The sequence below is a fragment of the Chryseobacterium mulctrae genome, assembly GCF_006175945.1.
GTDB classification, from domain to species: domain Bacteria; phylum Bacteroidota; class Bacteroidia; order Flavobacteriales; family Weeksellaceae; genus Chryseobacterium; species Chryseobacterium mulctrae.
On the sequence record NZ_VAJL01000001.1, the window covers coordinates 1,251,283 to 1,267,331 of the forward strand.

17 protein-coding genes are annotated in these 16,049 nt (G+C 33.3%); 9 read left to right on the plus strand and 8 right to left on the minus strand.

Annotated features, from left to right (window positions below):
• Positions 1-136 precede the first annotated feature (136 nt).
• From FDY99_RS05525 to FDY99_RS05540, 4 genes are all read left to right on the plus strand, one after another.
• Positions 137-808 (plus strand): response regulator transcription factor, encoded by a 672-nt coding sequence (locus tag FDY99_RS05525; RefSeq protein WP_102981498.1) that lies wholly within the window; start codon positions 137-139, stop codon positions 806-808.
• Between the two features lie 140 nt (positions 809-948).
• On the plus strand, positions 949-1,239 hold the full coding sequence (locus FDY99_RS05530; protein ID WP_034674127.1) for an HU family DNA-binding protein: 291 nt from the start codon (positions 949-951) through the stop codon (positions 1,237-1,239).
• 298 nt (positions 1,240-1,537) lie between these two features.
• A complete protein-coding gene (locus tag FDY99_RS05535; protein ID WP_102981499.1) occupies positions 1,538-3,097 on the plus strand; it encodes an Rne/Rng family ribonuclease in 1,560 nt (519 codons plus the stop codon).
• 455 nt (positions 3,098-3,552) lie between these two features.
• Positions 3,553-4,200 carry a response regulator transcription factor gene (locus FDY99_RS05540; protein WP_102981500.1) on the plus strand — a complete coding sequence of 216 codons (648 nt, stop codon included), beginning with the start codon at positions 3,553-3,555 and terminating at the stop codon, positions 4,198-4,200.
• Between the two features lie 314 nt (positions 4,201-4,514).
• Here FDY99_RS05540 and FDY99_RS05545 read toward each other — a convergent pair whose 3' ends face one another.
• The 6 genes from FDY99_RS05545 to FDY99_RS05570 all read right to left on the minus strand — a co-directional run bounded on the left by FDY99_RS05545 (position 4,515) and on the right by FDY99_RS05570 (position 9,973).
• Positions 4,515-6,020, minus strand: a complete 1,506-nt coding sequence (locus tag FDY99_RS05545) for a carboxypeptidase-like regulatory domain-containing protein (RefSeq protein ID WP_139419814.1) — start codon at positions 6,018-6,020, stop codon at positions 4,515-4,517.
• A 10-nt stretch (positions 6,021-6,030) separates the two neighbouring features.
• Complete coding sequence (locus tag FDY99_RS05550; protein ID WP_139419816.1) at positions 6,031-7,398, minus strand: CsgG/HfaB family protein; 1,368 nt, start codon at positions 7,396-7,398, stop codon at positions 6,031-6,033.
• 17 nt (positions 7,399-7,415) lie between these two features.
• Complete coding sequence (locus FDY99_RS05555) at positions 7,416-7,826, minus strand: curli production assembly/transport component CsgF (RefSeq protein ID WP_074229909.1); 411 nt, start codon at positions 7,824-7,826, stop codon at positions 7,416-7,418.
• Positions 7,827-7,837: 11 nt separating this feature from the next.
• Positions 7,838-8,569, minus strand: a complete 732-nt coding sequence (gene csgH / locus FDY99_RS05560; protein WP_139419818.1) for a curli-like amyloid fiber formation chaperone CsgH — start codon at positions 8,567-8,569, stop codon at positions 7,838-7,840.
• A gap of 10 nt (positions 8,570-8,579) precedes the next feature.
• Positions 8,580-8,984 (minus strand): hypothetical protein, encoded by a 405-nt coding sequence (locus FDY99_RS05565; protein ID WP_139419820.1) that lies wholly within the window; start codon positions 8,982-8,984, stop codon positions 8,580-8,582.
• A 170-nt stretch (positions 8,985-9,154) separates the two neighbouring features.
• A complete protein-coding gene (locus FDY99_RS05570; protein WP_139419821.1) occupies positions 9,155-9,973 on the minus strand; it encodes a hypothetical protein in 819 nt (272 codons plus the stop codon).
• Between the two features lie 253 nt (positions 9,974-10,226).
• Here FDY99_RS05570 and FDY99_RS05575 point away from each other — a divergent pair, with 253 nt between their 5' ends.
• The 4 genes from FDY99_RS05575 to FDY99_RS05590 are packed head-to-tail and all read left to right on the plus strand — an operon-like array spanning position 10,227 to position 13,476.
• Complete coding sequence (locus FDY99_RS05575) at positions 10,227-10,853, plus strand: NUDIX hydrolase (RefSeq protein WP_074229913.1); 627 nt, start codon at positions 10,227-10,229, stop codon at positions 10,851-10,853.
• Positions 10,854-10,881: 28 nt separating this feature from the next.
• Complete coding sequence (locus FDY99_RS05580) at positions 10,882-11,688, plus strand: lysophospholipid acyltransferase family protein (RefSeq protein WP_074229914.1); 807 nt, start codon at positions 10,882-10,884, stop codon at positions 11,686-11,688.
• Between the two features lie 6 nt (positions 11,689-11,694).
• Entirely contained in the window at positions 11,695-12,129 is a 435-nt protein-coding gene (locus tag FDY99_RS05585) for a hypothetical protein (RefSeq protein ID WP_139419823.1), read from the plus strand.
• 9 nt (positions 12,130-12,138) lie between these two features.
• Positions 12,139-13,476 (plus strand): UDP-N-acetylmuramate--L-alanine ligase, encoded by a 1,338-nt coding sequence (locus FDY99_RS05590; protein ID WP_139419825.1) that lies wholly within the window; start codon positions 12,139-12,141, stop codon positions 13,474-13,476.
• Positions 13,477-13,571: 95 nt separating this feature from the next.
• On the opposite strand, the gene FDY99_RS05595 is transcribed toward FDY99_RS05590, so the two are convergent.
• Together FDY99_RS05595 and FDY99_RS05600 are read right to left on the minus strand one after the other, a co-directional pair.
• Positions 13,572-14,297, minus strand: coding sequence for a hypothetical protein (locus FDY99_RS05595; protein ID WP_139419827.1), 726 nt, complete (start codon positions 14,295-14,297; stop codon positions 13,572-13,574).
• Positions 14,298-14,420: 123 nt separating this feature from the next.
• Positions 14,421-15,485 carry an NAD(P)H-dependent flavin oxidoreductase gene (locus tag FDY99_RS05600; protein ID WP_139419829.1) on the minus strand — a complete coding sequence of 355 codons (1,065 nt, stop codon included), beginning with the start codon at positions 15,483-15,485 and terminating at the stop codon, positions 14,421-14,423.
• A gap of 108 nt (positions 15,486-15,593) precedes the next feature.
• Between FDY99_RS05600 and FDY99_RS05605 the strand changes: the two genes are divergently transcribed.
• Positions 15,594-16,028: a GNAT family N-acetyltransferase gene (locus tag FDY99_RS05605; protein WP_139419831.1), complete on the plus strand. Its 435-nt coding sequence runs from the start codon at positions 15,594-15,596 to the stop codon at positions 16,026-16,028.
• Positions 16,029-16,049 lie beyond the last annotated feature (21 nt).

Consider the following 16,049-nt stretch of genomic DNA (forward strand, 5'->3'; position numbering starts at 1 on the left):
TTATGCACAAAATTAAATTCAATGCATACAATACTATTTACAATTTTTTAATGTAAAGTTTAATTTTCAGATCCGAAAGATTTTCTTATTTTAGTCAGCAGAATTTTATTTTGCCATACCAAATCACGAAAATAAAATGAGTAAATTACTGACCAATACGGTAAGATTTTCTATTGCGGACAGCGATTTTTATTTTAAAAAAATAATGATCAAAACGCTTCTGGAAAACCCATTTAATATGCTGCTTAATGACTGCAACAACGGTCATGAGCTGATTAACCGAATCTACAGGAAACAGGAAGATGTCTTTATCATAGAGCTCTTTATGCCTGTTCTCAGCGGTATTGAAGCCATAAAATTTATCCGAAAAAACAATAGTGAAACACCGATTATCACCTATTCCGGAACGTATCAGGAAGACATGGCAGAGATTTTAGAGAAGGTTCCCAATATCTATTACTGCCAGAAAAACAGCAATATTATAAAAGACATCATCAAAGGACAAATCACTTCTCAAGATTTTGATTATCAAGCTTATTCCGAAAACTGGAAACAACAACCTTTGGCAGTGCAGGAATATATGAACCGTCAGAAAAAAAGCCAGGAAGAACTTTCATCAACAGAAATTCAACTGATGAAATTTTGCTATGAAGGCTTCAGCAATAAAGAGATTGGCGAAAAGCTCAATCTGAGCACACGTACCATCGATACGTACATCAACAGACTTACAGAAAAGCTCGGTTTAAAAACCAAACTGCACCTCATTCGCTTCTGTGTAGAAAACGGATATTACAATTCCAGCATGTAAAAAACTCCTTCTTTTACCAATACACTATACTAAACACAGAATTCTCAGTAGTTTATGTGAAACATTTTTCGTTTGAAATTGTTAATATTCAATTTTTTTGACTAAATTTGCACACCTAAAATTTAAAATTTACAAAGGAAATGACAAAGGCAGAATTGGTAAACACCATCTCAAATAAATTGGGGACCGAAAAGAATGAAACACAGAAAGTTGTAGAAGCTTTTATGCAGGAGATCAGAACTTCTATGTACAATGGAGACAATGTTTACTTAAGAGGTTTTGGATCTTTCATCGTGAAAACAAGAGCAGCAAAAACGGGAAGAAACATCTCTAAGAACACTGCAATAGAAATTCCTGCACATAATATTCCTGCTTTCAAGCCATCAAAATCTTTTGTGGAGAAAGTGAAAACTAAGGTTGCAGTAAAATAAAGAGAGAAATAATTAATATTAACTAGTTACTTAAAAAAAATTTAACATTATGCCAAGCGGAAAGAAAAGAAAAAGACACAAGGTTGCAACACACAAAAGAAAGAAAAGAAGAAGAGCGAACAGACATAAGAAAAAATAATCTCCTTCGGGATTTTTAGTATAATAATATAGTTGGTGTTTTTAATTTTTTAATATTCACCGACTATATTTTGTTATGTAAAACAGTAAGGAATTGAGAACAATGAGCAATCATTAACCTCAAATTTCATCACCAATCTTTTTATCTTTAATTTTAAAAATGAAGAAAGAACTAATAGTTTCGCATGAAGATGATCTTACAAAGATTGCTTTGCTGGAGGATGGAAGACTATGTGAACTTCATGAGGAAGAAGACAAAAATGATTTTGTAGTAGGAGATCTGTTTATAGGAAAAGTAAAAAAACTTGCACCCAATCTTAATGCCGCTTTTGTAAATATCGGCTATGATAAAGATGCATTTTTGCATTACCAGGATTTGGGACCGCAATACCTTACGTACCGAAAATTTTTAAAAGATTCGGTTTCTAAAAAACAGGCTTCATCAGGTTTAAAGAATTTTGAAATTCAGCCTGAAATCGACAAAAACGGGACTGTAGATAAGATCATCGCCAAAGATGATATCGTTTTATTACAAATTACCAAGGAGCCTATCTCCACAAAAGGACCACGAATTTCTACCCAAATTTCTTTAACAGGACGTTTTTTGGTTTTGATACCTTTCGACAATAAAGTTTCAATCTCAAAAAAAATCAGCAGTTCTGAAGAAAAAGTAAGACTTCGCACCCTGATCGACAGTATAAAACCAGAAGGTTTTGGCGTCATCATCAGAACAGTAGCAGAAGGAAAGAAAGTAGCCGATCTCCATAATGATATGAATCAACTGATTCAGAAATGGGAGAATACTTTTAAGAATATTCAGAAAAACAAAGTACCTTCTAAAGTCTTGAGCGAAGATGATAAAGCATCGTCTATTTTGAGAGATAACTTTAACCAGGATTTTGTAAATGTCTTTTGCGATGACGAGCAAATGGTAGACGAAATGAAAAATTATCTGGAAGTAATAGCTCCGGAACGAAAAAATATCGTTCAGTTCTACGACTCCCACATTCCTCTTCTCGAATATTATAACGTTGAAAAGCAGCTAAAACAAAGCTTCGGAAAACACGTAAATATTCCAAGTTCAAAAGGCGCTTATCTGGTGATAGAACACACAGAAGCGTTGCACGTAATCGACGTCAATTCCGGAAATAATATTACCGCCGGAAACACTGCCAATAAAGAACACGCATTGAATGTGAACAAAATGGCAGCCACAGAAATAGCAAGACAATTGCGTCTTCGCGATATGGGAGGCATCATCGTTGTAGATTTTATCGACATGACCAACCCCGATCACAGAAGAGATTTGTATGAGCATTTTAAAACAGAAATGAGCCGCGACAAAGCCCGTCACAAGATTTTACCTCCAAGTAAGTTTGGATTGATACAAATCACAAGACAAAGAAACCGTCCGGAAAAACAAATCGACATTAAAGAAGAAAATCCCAACAAAGACGGAGAAATAGTAGCTCCGATCGTAATTGTTGAGAAAATGGGAGACACCATCAGAACCATTATGCAGAAAGAAAAAGGAAAACTTTTCCTGCATGTACACCCTTTCGTAGAAGCTTACCTTACTAAAGGTCTTAAAAGCATCCAGATGAAATGGTTTTTGAAGTACAAAAAATGGGTCACCATTATTCCCAGGGATTCTTTTAAGTATTTAGAATACAAAATCTACAATTCTAATAAAGAAGAATTGAGCGGATATTCTAATTAAAAAACATTCTACAGCCTCCAGATTTTGGAGGCTTTTTTATTTAAATTTTATCATAGCTTACTTTTTCATACATTAACTGAGGTTTTTCTACATTTAAAAATCACATTATTTTCATTGATTTTACAGCTTTTTAAGAAATTATATAAATTTTAAGCCTCATATGAGATAATTTTTGAAAAAAACTTTTTTTCAATCTCAACGTACAATTCCCTACTTGTGAAATAAATTTTCTCCAAAAGTTTAATAAATTCATGTAAACACCGAATTATTCACACATTTAAACTCTCAAAAAAATGATGAAAACGCAATTAATCAACAATCAATGATATAAATAACTATAAATTATCATTTTCATACAAAAACAACAATTACATTAATAAAAACCGTAAAAAACGGATTATTTAGTGTAAAATAATGGGATTTTTACTATATTTATGTATTGAAAACTTACCCTGATGAAACCTAAATTAACCATCTTTGATGAGCCACTGTTGTATGCGGAGGGTTTATCAAAAATTCTTGTTCAAAACAAGATTTTTAGTTCGATCGAAATTTTTAATTCGTACGAAAATCTTTCTAAACACATCAAGAATGACCCTCCAGAATTTTTAATGATCAGCTCCGGTATTTTAGTACGTACAGAAATGTATTCTTCTATAGAAAATATTGTTGCTGAAAATAAAAATATCAAGATTATTGTAATCGGGCACTCTTTTGACGTAACATCAATTAGAAAACTTTTTACGAAAGGAATTAAAAGTTATCTCGACAAAAACAGTTCTTATGATGAATTTTTAAAATCTATTCAGGCATTAATCTCAAACGAAATCTACATTTGTGATTACGCGAAAGAAATGATGATTAATTACATCAGTCACGAGCAGGAAAAACAAAATTCTCACATTAAAGACCCTTTAACAAAGCGGGAAATGGAGATTTTGAAACTGATCTGCGACGGATTGAGCAGTAAAGACATCGGCGAAAGACTGTTCATCAGCATTAATACGGTAGAAACTCACAGAAAACGAATTCTTTTAAAACTCAATGTGAGAAATTCTGTGGGTGTCGTAAAATATGCTTTGGAGAACAACATCATTCATTAAAAATTCAAAGTTTTAAACAAAAAAAATCTAAACTCAAAAGGTTTAGATTCTTTTTGCCATTAATCCTAGAAAATCTGGCAAAGTTTTTAAAAAAAAATATGAATGTTTAAATTAGCTTATTCGGGTTTTAGAAATTTCAAATCACATGTTTAAATTTTTATAAAATACTATTTTGTTGGAAAACGCAAAGGCGCAAGTTTTTTATCTTTTTTAATTTTTAATTCTCACAGATTGTTCAGACATTGTAAGTCATAAATGATAAAACTAAATCTGTTTAATCTAACCAATCTGCGAGAAATATTTTGGTCTTAATATTATTCGTAATCAGGCATTTCTGCATTGGTGAAAAGTGTAGTTCTGGTAAAATCTGTATTGGTATTATTTAAATCTATAACGACGACATTTTTCTGTGAAATATTATCATTAGAAGTATTCATCAGAATAATCTGAGCATCGTTTGGTGAAAATCTTGGGTCAAGATCGTTCGTTCCAACTGGTTTATCACTTTCCGTAGAAACATCGAGAATAGCATCGGTTACTAAATTATAAATAAAAATTTGAGAATCGAGCTGTCGGTAATTAGAATCCTGATATCCTGAAACGTCTCTTGTGTACAGCAATTTTTGTCCGTCAACAGAAAAATTCAATCCTCCTGCTGCTCCTAAACCACCATTTACAATATTCTTCAAAACATTTCCGAGCATATCGATGATATAAATTTTCACATTGTAGCCGTTAAAATTATTTGTTTTCAGGGCAATTTTACTGTTATCATAGCTCCAGTCACATTCTGAAATCAGGCTTCCATCGGGTGTTGTGTACAAAAGTTCCTGTCCGCTTCCGTCTTTATTAATTTTATATAGTTTATCAAAACTGGAGTAAATGAACATGCTTCCATTCGTGCTCCATGCAAAATCCATTTCATAATTATTAAAACCGGAAACCGGAATCTGAGTTACTTTAAATGGATTTGAACCATCCGGATTTGCGGTGTAAATATGAGTTCCGCCACTTTCAGTTCTTAAAAATGCGATTAATCCTGCATTATTATTTTTTCTCGGACGCCAACTGTTGTACATAGAAGCTGTGTATTGAAAATTACTTCCCAGATTATCGCTCGACATGATTACAAAATTTCCACTTTGCTTACGTACATAATGATACCGATTTGCTGGAACAGTATTCGTTGTAAATTTGAATACAGCACTCAAAACTTCCGGATGAATTTCGTCTGAAACGCCAACCTGCCAAAAATAACTGACTCCAAACTGAAGGTTATCTAACGTATAATGCTTTTCCTTTAGATTATTTACCTCAACAATATTTGTATTGAGATTATTTTTTACTATCAATCTATATTTCAAAACATCGGTTGTATCGGGATCGGTAGAATTCCATTTGAGTTCTACGGTCAAAGGTTGATTGACCGCATTATCAATTGGGCTCAACAACACAGGAGCAGTCGGTGGAGAATTTAACGAATCATCATCATTCATCTCAAAAACAATCGTAACCAATTGCCCTTGATTTTGAATATTGACCGCCTGAAAATTGGTTACATAACCCGAAAGTTCACATTTCACCGAATAATTTCCAATTGGTAAATCTTTTATTTCAAACAAACCATCTTTGTCGCTAAACACAGTTTGTGTACTTGGAGTTGTAAAAATTTTTGCATTTTGTATCGGTTCGTTGGTGCCACGTTTTACAACTTTCCCCTTAAGAGTCCCTGTTTGTGCCTGTTCTACCAATTCTTCACTGCATGATCCTAAAGAAAAAATCAGAATGAGAATGGTGAATATTTTTATAAAAGTTTTCATAACCTAGTTTTTAATTTTTTCCGATATAAAAATTGATTCCAAGACCAAATCGTATTGCCTGATCATTTCTTTTTCCCGTTATGAGATTTTCCCAATCATCACTGAATCCCATATCATACTGCGAGGAAAGCCTTAAACCAATATTTTGTTTTACCAAATATTCTAATCCACCACCAACCTGTGCTTTGTATCTTGATTTATCCTGGGAAAACATCGTTGCAACTCCACCATAGACGTATGGCGAAAGTTTGTATTGTGGAATGATTATGTATTCAAGATTAATTTCTGTAACGAAAAATGAGCGAGACATTATGTTATCGTTTTGAATCTTGAAATAATTGGCATTTCCTTCTAAGTTGAAATTTTTATTGAGGAAATATTTGATTCCCACTTTCCCACCAATATTGGTTGAAGGATTTACATAATCATCTTTTACCTGCTGCGTTTCAACATTTCCGAAAATTGAAAAATTCTGTCTGCTGTCGTTAGGATATTTATTTCCGATTAATCTTTTATTGCTATTGGCTTGCTCGGCATTGTACTCATCAATAAGTTTTTGGTATTTCACATTTGAATCAACTGCTTTTCCCCAAATTTTATCACGAACACCTTCTACAATTAAAGATTTCACCGCTTTTTCTATAGCATCCGTTACCGCCAATTGAACAGGCTCATTTTGAGTCATCCCAACCTCAGCTTCCAAAAGTCTTTCTGCATCAACATATCTGAAGAAGCTTCCGTTTACACTTGTAGAAAGAATTGTTTTGGAAACATAAACTGTTTTTAAAATTTCTCCGTTTAAAGTAGAGACCGCTCTCAGATAAATAGTAATTCTATCTTGTCGGTATTGTGAAGAAGCACCGATCCCAAAATATCTTGCACCTACTCCACCGGTCAGAATATTGCTGTCGTAAGAAATGACACCACCTTCCAAAAGAATTCCGGCGTACAATAATGGCGGTAATCCCTGGCTGTTATTTTTATCTGCATCTTTCAGATATTCCTGTCTTGTGGAACGGATGATTTGTCTTTCGTTTAAAAGATTTGCAATATTTTCTCTTTCGATAGGAATAAACCAATGGCTGTCTTCCAAAGCTTTAATAAGAATTGTGGTGGTACCTTGCGGAACTGCTGTACTCCAGTTGTTTCCGTTTTCTGCAGGTTTGTATTGCCCGGTTTGATCCCGAAATTTATATACTCCGATAACAATTTTTTCTTTAGGAGCTGGTAAATTTTTGAGTTCTGTAGTATAAGGTGTGATTTCACCAATCATCGATTTTTCTTTTGAAGAAGGTAATCCAATCATAGAACCGCATCCCAATACAATAGACAAAACCATTATACAGAATAACATTTTGACATTAATATAACTTTTCATGATCGTTTTTAGTTTTTTTATTTTGGAATGACAATCTCTGACTGATCTCCCGAACCGGTATCCAAAATATTTATTAATAGTCCTTGAGCTGTAGAAGTCACTTGCAAATACAGTGATCCAAATATGTAATTTCCTGGTTTTAATGCTCCATCACCAAACTGTTCCTGAAACAATTTGCTAGAAAGCTGACTCAAGATTTGCCTATTCAGGCTTTGTGTAAAACTGTCTAGAGAGTTTAAACCACTTAATAAATTATCTATATTAGACTTTTCATCAAACTGATTCTGAGCATTTGCTGAGCTCAAAAGCCACTGATAATTAAAGGTATCGCCACCAAATGCGGGATTGATAGGTTTATATACCAGTTGCTGAGATTTTGCGAGAAATGTCCCGGCAAAAAGTATCATTACAACGGTTAAATTTTTCATGACTATTCATTTTAGTAGATAAATTCATTTTTTATAAGATTTTTCCTGATATTATATTCTTTGATGTATCTTAAAGTATAGGCAAGCTGCACCGTTAGATAGTCTTCACTTGGGTTTGTAATAAAGCTGTAAATAACCTTATCATCAATTTCAATGTTTATTTGTCCACTGGTTCCTCTTGCCGGAAGTTCAGAAATTTTTATACTTGAAGTGCTTTTATCGGGAATCTGACTATACTGAATGTAAAACATATCATAAAAATCTCTTCCTACTTTTGTTTTAGTGTCGTCAATCGTAAGGCCTTTCAGTTCAAAAGCTTCTTCTTTTTCGACTTGGCTGATTTTTTTGTTAAAAAAATTCTGATTTATTTCTAAACTGTCTTTAGATATGAGTTTCTGAGTTTGCTCGTCACGGATGTAGAGAAACGCTTTCAGTGCATCTTTATTTTCTAAACCTACACTGATTTCAGATAAAGATTTTGTTTCTCCCGGATTAATAGAGAATTTTCCACTTTGTTTGTTGTTGGAAAGATTTCCATTTTCTCCTTTTTTAATGCTTACCAAAAGATAATTAAGCTCTACGTAAGTTGGAGTATTATTAGTAACAATCGCTTTTATTTTAAGTTGTTTTTCAATTGTTTCATTTTCAATTTTTGCTATAATTCTCTTATCCTCTTGCCCAAAGATTGATGAGGGCAAGAGCATAAGAAATAAAAAAACTAATAATGAATAAAAACTTTTCATCGCATTTCATCTAATAATTTCTTACAAAGACGGTCTTATTATCTGCTTTTACATTAATCTGCATTCCATCTGAAACACTGTTACTTCCTGTAACATCAACAATATTATTATAACCTTGTACGGTAACGGCGGCTTTAGTTTCCTTTTCGGTAAAAGCATTATTAAAATAAATACTATTCTGATCACCTAGCTGCTGAATAATAACGTTGGTTTTAGAACTGATAGTAAGATCAGCGTTATTCCCGTTTCCAACTTGTGCAACAATAGATGATGAATTACTTTGTGGAATACTCTGAAGAGAAATCACATCTATAATTGTATTGCTATTGATTTTATTCCAATCAACTTGTTGCGACTTCCCCCAAAGAAATGTGAAGAAGATAATACATGAAATTAATTTGGTTAAGGCTTTCATTTTTTATTTAAAGGTACCCTATTACACAGCCTTGCGAAACACTCCTTACCATTACAAAATTAAAATCACTACTTTCCGTTACATCACATCATCGTTTCTACGAATTATCTTTAAACAAAAAAAGAGAAGCCGAAGCCTCTCTTTGGGTTGAATAAAAAATAACCTAAGAATTAATTAGATTGGGTCACCGTTAATGTATTATTGTTTCCTATTTGAGTTCCTACGTGAAGATGAGAATCTCCATATTGATAAATATAAGCTTGGTTTGAATTACCTAACTGAATATCTAAAGCTGTATTAGAATCACCGAATTGGCCTTGTTCTAAATAGTTACCATTACCAATTTGAGCCGCATAAGCTTGGTTATCATCTCCAAATTGACCTACAAAAGCTTGGTTGCTATTACCTAACTGACCGTGAACAGCAACGTTATCGTCACCATCCTGCCATTGTACAATTAAGTTTGAGTTTCCACCTTGAGCAGCTACAGCAGTATTTCCTGATCCCATTTGATATTGTCCTGCAGCATTAGAATTACCTACTTGAATAGCAGTTGCTGAGTTATCATTTCCATCCTGGAACTGGATAATTGCGTTACTTGCTCCGTACTGAGTTGCAGAAGCATCATTTCTATTGCCTAATTGATCTTGATCTACGCTATTCCAACCTCCCCATTGCAAAGTTGAAGCATCATTTCTGTTTCCTACCTGATTGGTATTATTAACGTTAAGCCAACCAGTTTGATCAACATCAACGTTATTTCTGTTACCGTCGCTCACAACTGTATTAGAGTTTTGTATTCCGGTTTGGTCAATCGTTGCAACGTTACGATTTCCATCCTGTAATAGTGAGTTTGAATTTAGCATTCCTGTCTGTGTAACAGTTGCTGCGTTTAAATTTCCATTTTGAGTGCTAACATCGATGTTCATTTGAGCAAATGTGAACCCCATAGCTGTTAGTGTTAAAACACCAGTAATTAAATTTCTCATTTCAGTAAAATTTGTTGGTTAATAATGAGACAAAGATAGAAGCGCAAAACGCAGGAAAAAACACTGCAAAAGTGTAAATTTTAAAAATCACTGAATGCAGTTTGTATTGTAACCGTTTTCAGTTTTTCTTTATAACGGCTATTAGTTACACAACATAATCAATATGATCACTTATGAGTTTTTAAACTTAAAATTATTTTTAATTAACATTTTCGCACTTCCTTTCTACAAGATATATTAGTAAATTTGAAGTATGAGTTTTGGAAAAGATTTACTACGAAAAATAAAAAATGCAGGATTGGCAGGCGCCAATGCACACGGAATTTTCTCGCCGCCCTCACGTCCTATATTTACATACGATCAGGTTTTAGAAAAAAATCCGAAATTTGCAGCCGTAAATATCGTTTTATATCTAAAAGATAATGAATGGCATTTTCCTCTGATTGTAAGAAGTACAAACGAAAGAGACCGACACAGCGGACAAATCTCTCTTCCCGGCGGAAAACGTGAGGAGCTTGATAAAGATTTTGCCCAAACCGCAATCCGTGAAACGTCTGAAGAAATAGGCATTGAAAAACATTATGTGAGAATTATACGGGAGCTCTCTCCTATTTATATTCCGCCAAGTAATTTTTATGTTTATCCATTTATTTCTTACACCAAAAAAAATCCTGAATTTATTTTGCAGCAAAGTGAAGCTGTAGAAGTGATAGAATTTCCTATTACTTCATTTTTAAATTTACCAGACAGTCCTGAAATTATGGCACTTCCCGGAGCCGGAGGTCACGAAGTTCCGGTAATCAATTTTAATGGATATATTATTTGGGGAGCCACAGCGATGATCTTAAGCGAATTCAGCCAGTTGATTAAAAAAATGTAACTTTGCAACTATTATGTTTAATTGAAAAATGGCGAAGAAGAACATTTTTACCGATTCATTCGGAACACCTTATTTTTTAAAAAGATTAATCATTTTTATTCTGGGAATTGTTTCTTACAGAAGATTCAATGGTTTCAACAAGCTTAAAATCACCGGAACCGAAAATTTGGTAGATCTTCCGGATTCTAATGTGCTTTTCGTATCAAACCACCAAACCTATTTTGCTGATGTTGCTGCAATGTATCACGCATTTTGTGCAGTAAACAACGGATATTTAAATACCATTAAAAATCCTATTTATCTTCTTAATCCAAGAGTAGATTTTTATTATGTTGCTGCTGAAGAAACCATGAACAAAGGAATTCTACCTAAAATTTTTAAAATTGCAGGTGCAGTTACCGTAAAAAGAACCTGGAGAGCAGAAGGGAAAAACGTCAACCGAATGGTAGATCTTGGAGAGATTGATAACATTATGAAAGCTCTCGACAACGGTTGGGTAGCAACTTTTCCACAAGGTACAACTGCAGCTTTTGCACAAGGAAGAAAAGGTACAGCAAAACTGATAAAAAACCAGCGCCCGATTGTAATTCCTATTAAAATAAATGGATTCAGAAGAGCGTTTGATAAAAAAGGACTTCGTGTAAAAGTAACCGGAGTAAAACCAACCATGGAGTTTAAAAAACCTTTGGATATTGATTACGACAAAGAAAATGCACAGCAGATTCTTCTTAAAATAATGACTGCCATTGAGCAGACCGAAGATTTTAATATCCTACACACCTATGATGAAGAAATTAAGGCTAAAAAATCTGAACAGCGCAATTCTCAAAACTAAAAAACAATGAAGAAGATTTTAGGTGTATTTTTAATAATGATCACCATACTTTCTTGTAACAGTCAGAAAGTTTATCAGGATTTTGATATCAGTTATTCTAAAAGCGGAGGTTATGCTCCTACTTACGAGAACCTTTTAATTAAAGGAAATGATGTACATTATTCTTTTGAAGGACAGGGTAAAAAAATTAAAAAAAGTTTCAAAGTATCAAATGAAGATCTGAAAAATCTGGAAGAAACACTTTCAAAAAATAATTTCAGAAAAATTCAGGAAGATCATAAAAAAGTTTATGATAATGTGACAACTTCAATCAACATCAAGAAAGGTGTAAATGAAGGAAGCAAAAACGACGGAAGCATGATTATGCCCAATTACAAAACCAATTGGGAAAACATTACCGCCGAATTTCAGAAACTCATAAACAATAACGTAAAAAATTAGGAAAATAAGTTGAGAACTCATTTTATTGCTATTGGCGGAAGCGCAATGCACAATCTTGCAATTGCACTTAAAGATAAAGGATATCAGGTAACAGGTTCAGATGATGCTATTTTTGAACCTTCCAAATCGAGATTAGAAAAAAAAGGAATTCTTCCCGAAGAAATGGGTTGGTTTCCAGAAAAAATTAAGTCTGATATTGATGCTGTAATCCTCGGAATGCACGCTCATCAAGACAATCCTGAGTTGGCAAAAGCAAAAGAATTGGGTTTAAAAATATATTCTTATCCTGAGTTTCTTTACGAACAATCGAAAACTAAAACCAGAGTTGTCATTGCAGGTTCCCACGGAAAAACAACCATCACATCAATGATTCTTCATGTTCTGAATTTCCATCAGAAAGATGTAGATTATATGGTGGGAGCTCAATTGGAAGGTTTTGACTGTATGGTAAAACTGACCGAAGACAACGATTTTATGGTTTTGGAAGGTGACGAATACCTTTCCTCTCCTATCGATCTGCGTTCAAAATTCCTTTTATATCAACCGAATATCGCTTTAATGAGCGGAATTGCTTGGGATCACATCAATGTTTTCAAAACATTTGACGATTATATAGAGCAGTTCAGAAGATTTGTAGCAAGCATTACTCCGGGTGGAGTTTTGGTGTACAATGAAGAAGATGCAGAAGTGGTAAAAGTGATAGAAAATGCTGAAAATTATTTCAGAAAAATTCCATATAAAACTCCTGAATACGAAATCAGCAACGGAACAGTACTTCTGAAAACCGAAATGGGTGATATTCCGCTTTCTGTTTTTGGAGCGCACAATTTATTAAATCTTGAAGGAGCAAGACACATTTGCCATACTTTGGGAATTATGGATGAAGATTTCTATGATGCGATTATGAGCTTTAAAGGTGCTTCAAAACGTCTTGAAAAAGTAGAAAGAGAAGATAAAGGAATTCTTTACAAAGATTTCGCACACGCTCCAAGCAAAGTAAAAGCGGCTGTAAAAGCATTTTGTGAACAGTTTAAAAATGAAAAAAAATACGGTTTTCTTGAGCTTCACACGTATTCAAGTTTAAACCCAGCTTTTCTTGAGCAATATGACCACGCAATGGACGGACTAGACGAAGCTGTTGTTTTCTATTCTGAAGACGCTTTAAAAATAAAAAGAATGGAGCCGATCTCTCCAGATCTGATCAAAGAGAAATTTAAAAATGAAAACCTAAAAGTCTTTACCAATGCTGAAGAACTTCATGCTTATTGGGATTTGCTGGATAAAACACAAGGCGTTTATATGATGATGAGTTCCGGGAATTTTGGAGGTTTAGATTTAACGAAATAAATAATTGAGAAGAATAAACTCTTAATTTACACATACTAAAAATAGCTTTCAGAAATACTGAAAGCTATTTTTTGATAATGGATTTAATAATAAAATTACCAAGGATCTTTATTAAGCTTGTAGTCATAAGGAATATTCTGGCTAAAATCTGATACATACCAAACATTAGGTTCAGATTTATATTGAACAAAATCATAGATTACATCAAGCGGCATCTGAATATTTCCCAAGTTTCCACGTTCTTTATTAAATGCTGAAACCATTGCCGTAACTCTTACCAATTCATCTTGCGATTGTAATGGTGCATTGTAAGCCGTTCCAATCTGAATATGGGCTTTATATTCGTTTAGAAGTTTACTTACTTCATTTTTATAATGACTAATAATGGCATTTTGAGCTTCTTCACTTGTCGGTTTATTCTCTGCCAGAATCAGTTTAGAAAAATCTCGTGCTTTGTACCTTTTAATTTCTGCCAAAACCTCATCCGGAATAAAATCTTTATTTTTAATTGCATTTTCCCACATCAAAGTATCAATCGGGCTTTCAGGAGCAGGACTTGCAAGATCGGTTATACTCGATTCTGCAGGAGAACTTGCCAACATTCGTTTGTTGTTTTCGTAATTTTCCCAATCTTCTTTGCTGTACGTTAAATACTGCTGAATTTTATACAATGGTGTTTCTTTTTCGTTTCGGTAAACATATTCTGTGATGCCTAAACCTAGAATTACAACTAAAAATAAAAATCCAACGATTTTCAATATTTTTCTTGCAGTTGATTTTTTTCTTATTGGTTTTTCAAAATTTTGTGATGGTGATTTCATTTATATTGTATGATTTTATGATATAAATATAGCTTAAATATTATCTCGTTAACTTCACAAATAAAACTGTTTTTTTCATTTATTAGATCTGCTAAATCACTTAAATCTGCGAGAACCTTAAAACTAAATAGATTCTGAATATTCTCTAATTAATTTTTCTAAAATATTTTGAGTTGAAAGTTCACTGTAATCTACAATTGATTGCCCTACCCAAAGATTAACAAACTCATCATTCTTCACCGTTCTTGCAATTTTTCTCATTTCTCCGGTCAGTTTATTTTGATATGGATACGGCAAAATATATTCTGAATTTTCAATGGCTTCAATAAACTTATTTTTAATTCCTCTTGCGTAGCGTCCCGAAAAACTTTTCGTTAACACAATATCTTTTTCATTCACATTCTTTAACCTTTCTTTTTCAAAATCCTGTAAAGCACTTTCCTGAGAAGCCAGCAAAAGACTCCCTATCTGAAAACCTTCTGCGCCCAATTCTTTTGCAGCAGCCAAAGTTTTTGCATTATAAATTCCACCTGCATAGATCAGAGAAACTTTTACAGAATCATAAATCTGTGACAACAATGAAAATCCGCCGATTTGAGGAATATTTTCCGAAACAAAACTACCTCTATGACCTCCGGCTTCTATTCCCTGAACGCAAATAATATCTATTCCTGATCTTTCTAATTCCAAAGCTTCTTCCACAGAAGTACAAGTTCCAATTAAAATTGTTCCGTTTTCTTTTAATTTCTGAATACTTTTATTATCAAGGTTTCCAAAAGTAAAGCTTAGGATCTTACATTTCTCTTCAACAATTGCATCAATTTGCTCATGATAAGAATTGATCTTCAAGCTTTCTAATTCAGGAAGCTCCATTTCCATATTATTTTCCTGAGCCAAATTTTCAAGGTATTTTTTCGTCTTAGAATACTGTTGTTTTAATTCATCTGTTATTTCAGGAATGTAATGAACAAAAATATTAGCCGCAAAAGGTTGATTGGTCCGTTTTTTAGTTTTACGAATCAGTTCAACAGATTTTTCAGCGGAAAGATCAGCCAATGCCAACGAACCTAAACATCCTGCTTTTGCTGCAGCTGCTGTCATTTCCGGAGTGCTTACTCCAAACATTGGTGCTTGTATAATCGGGTATTTTATTTTTAAAATTTTGCTGATGGTTTCTGAAAAAGGCATAAGATTTCTTTTACTTAAAGTTAGTCAATTATTTTTTCCTTTATCATCCTCAAAACATGATTTTCGTTTTCATTGATTAATTTTTTAAATTTAACCGAAAAATAAGAAATGTCTTATACTATTAGAATAGCAATTCCAGACGACTATCCGAAACTTGTTCAAATTTGGGAGTCTGCCGTAAAAGCTACTCATGATTTTTTATCGGAAAGTGATTTCCAATATTTCAAAAAAGCGATTCCTGAGCAGTATTTTCCTCATCTTGAAGTCTACATTATTTCTGAGAACAGTGATCCAAAAGGATTTGGTGCAGTTTCAGAAGACACTTTAGAAATGCTTTTTATACATAATGATGCTCGTGGAAAAGGTTTAGGAAAAATTCTTTATCAATATTTGCATGATAAAACCAGTTTTACAAAAGTAGATGTGAACGAGCAAAATCCGGAGGCAATAGGATTTTATGAAAAAATGGGATTCAGAAAAACAGGAAGATCAGAAAAAGATGGTTCCGGTAAAGATTACCCGTTAATTCATATGAGTCTTTAATTATGTTAAGCTTAAAAACTT

Excerpts from the sequence above, each read along its gene's own strand:
- FDY99_RS05595 (WP_139419827.1), bottom strand. The coding sequence starts at position 14,297 with ATGAAATCACCATCACAAAATTTTGAAAAACCAATAAGAAAAAAATCA.
- FDY99_RS05585 (WP_139419823.1), top strand. The coding sequence starts at position 11,695 with ATGAAGAAGATTTTAGGTGTATTTTTAATAATGATCACCATACTTTCT.
- FDY99_RS05570 (WP_139419821.1), bottom strand. The coding sequence starts at position 9,973 with ATGAGAAATTTAATTACTGGTGTTTTAACACTAACAGCTATGGGGTTC.
- FDY99_RS05550 (WP_139419816.1), bottom strand. The coding sequence starts at position 7,398 with ATGAAAAGTTATATTAATGTCAAAATGTTATTCTGTATAATGGTTTTG.
- FDY99_RS05565 (WP_139419820.1), bottom strand. The coding sequence starts at position 8,984 with ATGAAAGCCTTAACCAAATTAATTTCATGTATTATCTTCTTCACATTT.
- csgH (WP_139419818.1), bottom strand. The coding sequence starts at position 8,569 with ATGAAAAGTTTTTATTCATTATTAGTTTTTTTATTTCTTATGCTCTTG.
- FDY99_RS05580 (WP_074229914.1), top strand. The coding sequence starts at position 10,882 with ATGGCGAAGAAGAACATTTTTACCGATTCATTCGGAACACCTTATTTT.
- FDY99_RS05605 (WP_139419831.1), top strand. The coding sequence starts at position 15,594 with ATGTCTTATACTATTAGAATAGCAATTCCAGACGACTATCCGAAACTT.
- FDY99_RS05540 (WP_102981500.1), top strand. The coding sequence starts at position 3,553 with ATGAAACCTAAATTAACCATCTTTGATGAGCCACTGTTGTATGCGGAG.
- FDY99_RS05555 (WP_074229909.1), bottom strand. The coding sequence starts at position 7,826 with ATGAAAAATTTAACCGTTGTAATGATACTTTTTGCCGGGACATTTCTC.
- FDY99_RS05530 (WP_034674127.1), top strand. The coding sequence starts at position 949 with ATGACAAAGGCAGAATTGGTAAACACCATCTCAAATAAATTGGGGACC.
- FDY99_RS05535 (WP_102981499.1), top strand. The coding sequence starts at position 1,538 with ATGAAGAAAGAACTAATAGTTTCGCATGAAGATGATCTTACAAAGATT.
- FDY99_RS05545 (WP_139419814.1), bottom strand. The coding sequence starts at position 6,020 with ATGAAAACTTTTATAAAAATATTCACCATTCTCATTCTGATTTTTTCT.
- FDY99_RS05525 (WP_102981498.1), top strand. The coding sequence starts at position 137 with ATGAGTAAATTACTGACCAATACGGTAAGATTTTCTATTGCGGACAGC.
- FDY99_RS05600 (WP_139419829.1), bottom strand. The coding sequence starts at position 15,485 with ATGCCTTTTTCAGAAACCATCAGCAAAATTTTAAAAATAAAATACCCG.
- FDY99_RS05575 (WP_074229913.1), top strand. The coding sequence starts at position 10,227 with ATGAGTTTTGGAAAAGATTTACTACGAAAAATAAAAAATGCAGGATTG.